Here is a 4764-nt window from a genome sequence, read left to right on the forward strand (position 1 = left end):
CCGTCTTCGCCTTGATCGCTGTCATCGTTGCGGTGCTGCCCGGCAAGCTGATTCACGAAGGCTCGTGGACACATCGCCTGGTGCGGGCAGGGGCGGACACGACGGCGCAGACGACGGTCCGCCTCACCGTTCTGTTGTTGGTCAGCCTCGGAGTGCTGTCGGCTGTGTTCTCACTCGACGTCATTCTCGGTGCATTTGCCGCCGGCTTCATCCTGCGGCGACTGATGCCAGAGGGCGACGAGCGCCTCGAGATCAAGCTCGACGGGATCGCCTTCGGGTTCCTCATCCCGATTTTCTTCATCACTTCAGGCATGGCGATCGACGTCTCGGCGGTCGCCGCCAGTCCCGGCATACTGATTGCGTTTTTGATCCTGATCGTTGTAGTCCGCGGCGTGCCGGTGTTCTTCGTGACCAAGTTCGAGAAGGTCGAACCACCCTTCACCACGCGCGAAAGTGCGCAAGTCGCGTTGTACGGGGCTACCGGCCTGCCCATGATCGTGGCGGTCACGGGCGCGGCCGTCGACGCGCATCAGATGTCCTCGGACAACGCGTCGATTCTTGTCGCGGCCGGGGCGATCACGGTTCTGCTGTTGCCGATGATTGCCACTCTGTTGACGAAGAAAGAGAAAGTGTCCTGATTCAGAGATCCAACTGCTCGTCGAGCCAGTCGAACATCCGCTGATCAGTCAGACGCCTCGCTTGCTTCGATTATCAGGGGCCGGAGAAAAAGCCGTCGTCGACGTCGATACCGGTTTCCAGCGCCGATATCTCATGGCTGCCCGTTCGGTCCGCCCACCGCAAAGGGATCCCGGTTTCCGCGTCGAACGCCACCGTGGCATCACGGCCGGCCCAATCCGGTGGCATCGCGAATTCCCACGCTCTCCGCCCGTCGACCTCTACTTCCCGCCCTGTCGTGTCGGGTGGGCGTAGGTCGGCGAAAGGTGTGTACGGCCAGGTTCTGTGTATCTGGAGAAGTTGTTCGATATGGATGTCGAGACTGTATCCGCCGTTTCGTCGTTCGAGGACCCCGTCGGTGCGGAACCACGTCTGCTTCTGTCGGTTCTGCAGAAACAGCACTCCCTGCTCGTCTTCGAGACGGATGCAGGTGCGCGGCTTGAACCAGAATTCGAGTCGCACGGAGGGACGACCGCCGGGGGGTCGCCCGCGGAACATCACCCCATGTAGCGGAATCCGTTCCGCCGCTTTGTAACGTCGCGCTACCTCGCTCCACGCAGCGGGCGACTTTCGCGGAGAAGCCTCAGATGGCACATCTGCCGAGGGGGACTGTCCTGACTTGGGGACAACGGCCACCATAAATTGGCCTTCCACGAATAGCGAGGCGGGGACTGCGACGCCGGTGATCTCCTCGGCGAGAGCAAAGGCGCCCTCCAACGCATACTCACCTGCATAGCCTTGGGCGTCATCGTCGATTCCGATTCCGCCGACATCGAGAATCAAATCCACCATCCGATCGTCCCCGACCACCGGGCTGGATCCGAAGAGTTCGAATTCAGCCACGCGTGTGCCGTTCGACCACCAGATGAACTGGCTGTCGGCATTGACGCTGAGATAGTGCGAAGCCACCTCGCGATCGGATAGAAGGGGCCGCATCAATTCTTCGGAGATAGCGAAGGAACCGCCGTTGATCTGCATCAACAGTGTGCTGTCGTCGCCCACCGCCGCGACTGCGACTACCTGCCCAGCCCCGGCTGTCTCGGGCTGTTCAGTGAGATCGGACATCACCTCGCCGAGTTCGGCGATCCCGATTGCCTCCGATTGTGTGTTCTCGTCGGCGCCGAGGGCACTCAACACCTGTGCGGGAGTGGACCGAGGGATGAGTGCAGCGCAGTACCCGAGAGACAGGCTCGTGTTGAGGTACTGCTGAATCCACACATAGTCGTGATAGGTAGGCACACTCGCACGCTTCCACAGATCGATACCCGACGAATGCCGAACTCCATCGAGCGCACAGCAAATACGCCATCATTCGATCGTTGATTCGAGGGCCTGATTCAGAGATCCAACTGCTCGTCGAGCCAGTCGAACATCCGCTGATCAGTCAGACGCCTCGCCATGGGCTGGCAGTGGAAGTTCGCGCCCTCGGCAGCGGTGAAGGGAACCACCGTCGTCGGTCCGCCGGCGAGGGCGGCAAGGCGCTTGGATTGACCGGGCCAGAATTGCTCGCCTTCCGGATCGGTGATGAGCAGGGGAGTGGAGATCGAGCCGGCGACGTGTTCGAGGTGGTACTTCCGAACCTCGGCGAGAGTGTTGTAGTAGCCGTCGGCGAGGTACGGACGCGCTCGGAAACGCCAGATTCGGGCGCTGTCCTTGGAGAATTTCATTCCCAGCCCTATCGCCATGTCGCGGTCGAAGGCCTCCGACTTCCCCTCGTCGAGCAGCTTCTGCATGTTCTTGGGGATGTGGGCGAGCCACGACGCGGCCACGTCCACGACCCCCGGATCGGCGATCGCTGCCGCGATCCGATGCTCGAACGCCAACGACTGCGGCACCCAGTACCCGCCCTGACTGATCCCGTACATCGCCAGCTTCGACGCATCGACGTCCGGCCGGTCCACGAGATAGTCGACGACGGGCGTGATGACGGCTTCCCAGTCGTGACGGAACGGGATGTTGCGCTCGAAGAGCATCGACTGCTGACCGGGACCGTCGAACATCAACACGTTGTAGCCCCGCTCGAGCGCCCCGGCACCGCCGCTGCCCCACAGCCCGCTGATCGGGCCGTCGCTACCGTTCACCATGATCAACGTCGGCCGTCGCACGTCCCCGGGCGGCCGGAAGAAGTACCCGGGCAGGTAGGTGTCCTCGTAAGGGATCCGGACGCGTTCGACGGGCTGGGAGGTGGTGTCGACGAAGCGGTCCCACGCCTGTCGGTGACGTTTGAAAGTGGGGACCAGAACCGAATCGTCGCTGAGACCGTCGACTGCGTTGATCGCCACACCGAAGTACGACGCCGCCCGCAGGTACGCGTTGGACGCGCTTCGCGAATGCCCGGCCTCGGCTGCCTCTACTGCCTGCCCGAATACCCGTGTGCCGAGGTCGAACCAGGCCTCGTACCAGCCTTCGAGGTCCTTCTCGCCGACGTGAGCGACGGCCGAGAGCACTTCGCCGGTGTCTGCCGCGCCGAAGGTGGCTTGCCCGAGAACGACTCGTAGCTCGAAGTCGAAGGATTCGTTGCGATAGAAACCAGCAGTGAACGCCTGGTGCGGATGGGCGAAGAACGACGACGCGAGAGACATGGGCACACCTTCGCTAGTTCGGGGCAGCCATTTTCAGTTGTAGTTCCAGGATCGCCCGAATCGCTTGCCGGAAAACCTGTCAGCGCGGCGACGCCGGGAGCCCGGTGGATGGCGGCCTCGACATCGCAAATGCCAGGGTGCACAACCACAACGACATTCCCAGCACCTGCGCACGTTGAGCGATACCCAGTCCGAGATTACCGCCGCCGGAGACTTCGATGCTGTTGGTCGTCAACATCCACACCGTCGCAAGGGAAGTCAGGATCAGAATGGTCAGACCCGTCGTCCGCAAAGAAGGGTGCTCGCGATACCTGAACGCTCCCACGGTGAATGCGATCATCGCGGTGAAGATCGCGAAGACCGCCACGCTGCTCGTCAACGCGTGAACATGGTGGAGCTGCGGAAGTAGACCGTCGGGTGCGCTCGACGGGCAACCCTCGCCCGAGCATTCGAGGGGGAACGACGCGTCGGCGATGGTCGCGATGCCGAACACCGCCAGCGCAATCCAGCCCGTGACGTAGAGCCTTCGCCGGGGCGTGATCAGCAGACCCAGCGCTCCGGAGATCAACATCAAGATTGCGGACAGGACATCGGCGTTACCGAAGACATCGCGGTATTTCTGGTTCTCGGCATCGAGTTCGCTGAGGAACGATGTCACCGGGTCGAGGCCGGTGTCCAGGAAGAATTCGAGAATCCACGACGAGTAGACGATTCCGCCCAGAGCCAGCGCAGCCACCAAACCCCACCGCGCAACATTGCGTTCCTTCACGAAATCGAGCTTACGGACCGAGCAGGGCTTTCTGGACGCGTTCGGCCGCTACCAGCGGATCTTCGTGCTCCCAGATGCGGATGACGGTCCAACCCTGCTCTGCCAGACGTGCATCGGTGTCGCGGTCTCGAACCACGTTGGCGGCCAATTTGTCCGTCCACCACTGCGCGTTGTTCTTGGGAAACGTCGCATGCTGCGGGCAGCTGTGCCAGAAGCATCCGTCCACGAACACCGCGACTTTGCGGCGTGGAAATACCAGATCGGCCCGTCGGCGAACACCTTTGACAGGCGCCCGATCCACGAAGTACCGGAGTCCGCGTCGATGCAGCTCGCGTCGAAGTGCGATTTCGGGTTTGGTGTCGCGCCGACGCTGAGCGCTCATCCGAGCGCTGGTGGCAGGATCCGTCGCAGGCACCGTGGTTCCCTCAGCCGTCGGAATCTTCGCTGTCTTCGGGATCGGACCAGGTGGGCGCAAACCTGTTGCGACGCTCCACTTCACCGTGCACGACGGTCACGAAGTCGGTGAACGAGAGCGTCTGAGCTTCGGTGGGGCGTCCGTTGCGCGGCGGCGGCTCGTCGACGTCGAAGAACCGAACTGCGCCATCGGGTTCGTAGAGTCCGATGTAGACCTTCTCGAAGAGGTCGTAGCGGGTGTCCTCGGCGCCGAGATCCACCCAGGCCTTTCCCGGAACGCCGACCACCGCGCGCTTGCCTCGGCCCGAGCGCTTCGAGAGCGTC

The 4764-nt window shown here is 62.5% G+C and carries 5 protein-coding genes and 1 pseudogene; 1 reads left to right on the forward strand and 5 read right to left on the reverse strand.

The window, feature by feature from the left end; all coding sequences use genetic code 11:
* The coding region (locus A2J01_RS03460) for a cation:proton antiporter domain-containing protein (RefSeq protein WP_197494142.1) at nucleotides 1-638 on the forward strand (638 nt) is incomplete at its 5' end.
* 73 nt (nucleotides 639-711) lie between these two features.
* On the opposite strand, the gene A2J01_RS03465 is transcribed toward A2J01_RS03460, so the two are convergent.
* From A2J01_RS03465 to A2J01_RS03485, 5 genes and pseudogenes are all read right to left on the reverse strand, one after another.
* On the reverse strand, nucleotides 712-1914 hold the full coding sequence (locus A2J01_RS03465; protein ID WP_064111955.1) for a DUF6461 domain-containing protein: 1203 nt from the start codon (nucleotides 1912-1914) through the stop codon (nucleotides 712-714).
* A 98-nt stretch (nucleotides 1915-2012) separates the two neighbouring features.
* On the reverse strand, nucleotides 2013-3257 hold the full coding sequence (locus A2J01_RS03470; RefSeq protein WP_064111957.1) for an alpha/beta hydrolase family protein: 1245 nt from the start codon (nucleotides 3255-3257) through the stop codon (nucleotides 2013-2015).
* Nucleotides 3258-3336: 79 nt separating this feature from the next.
* Entirely contained in the window at nucleotides 3337-4026 is a 690-nt protein-coding gene (locus tag A2J01_RS03475; protein WP_007731663.1) for a DUF998 domain-containing protein, read from the reverse strand.
* Between the two features lie 10 nt (nucleotides 4027-4036).
* Nucleotides 4037-4441, reverse strand: a complete 405-nt coding sequence (locus tag A2J01_RS03480; protein WP_019746481.1) for a very short patch repair endonuclease — start codon at nucleotides 4439-4441, stop codon at nucleotides 4037-4039.
* Between the two features lie 10 nt (nucleotides 4442-4451).
* A pseudogene (locus A2J01_RS03485) lies at nucleotides 4452-4764 on the reverse strand (hypothetical protein); the annotation flags it as partial.

Origin of the sequence: Rhodococcus sp. EPR-134, assembly GCF_001647205.1 — a bacterium.
Classification (GTDB): Bacteria; Actinomycetota; Actinomycetes; order Mycobacteriales; family Mycobacteriaceae; genus Rhodococcus_F; species Rhodococcus_F qingshengii.

Excerpts from the sequence above, each read along its gene's own strand:
- A2J01_RS03470 (WP_064111957.1), bottom strand. The coding sequence starts at position 3,257 with ATGTCTCTCGCGTCGTCGTTCTTCGCCCATCCGCACCAGGCGTTCACT.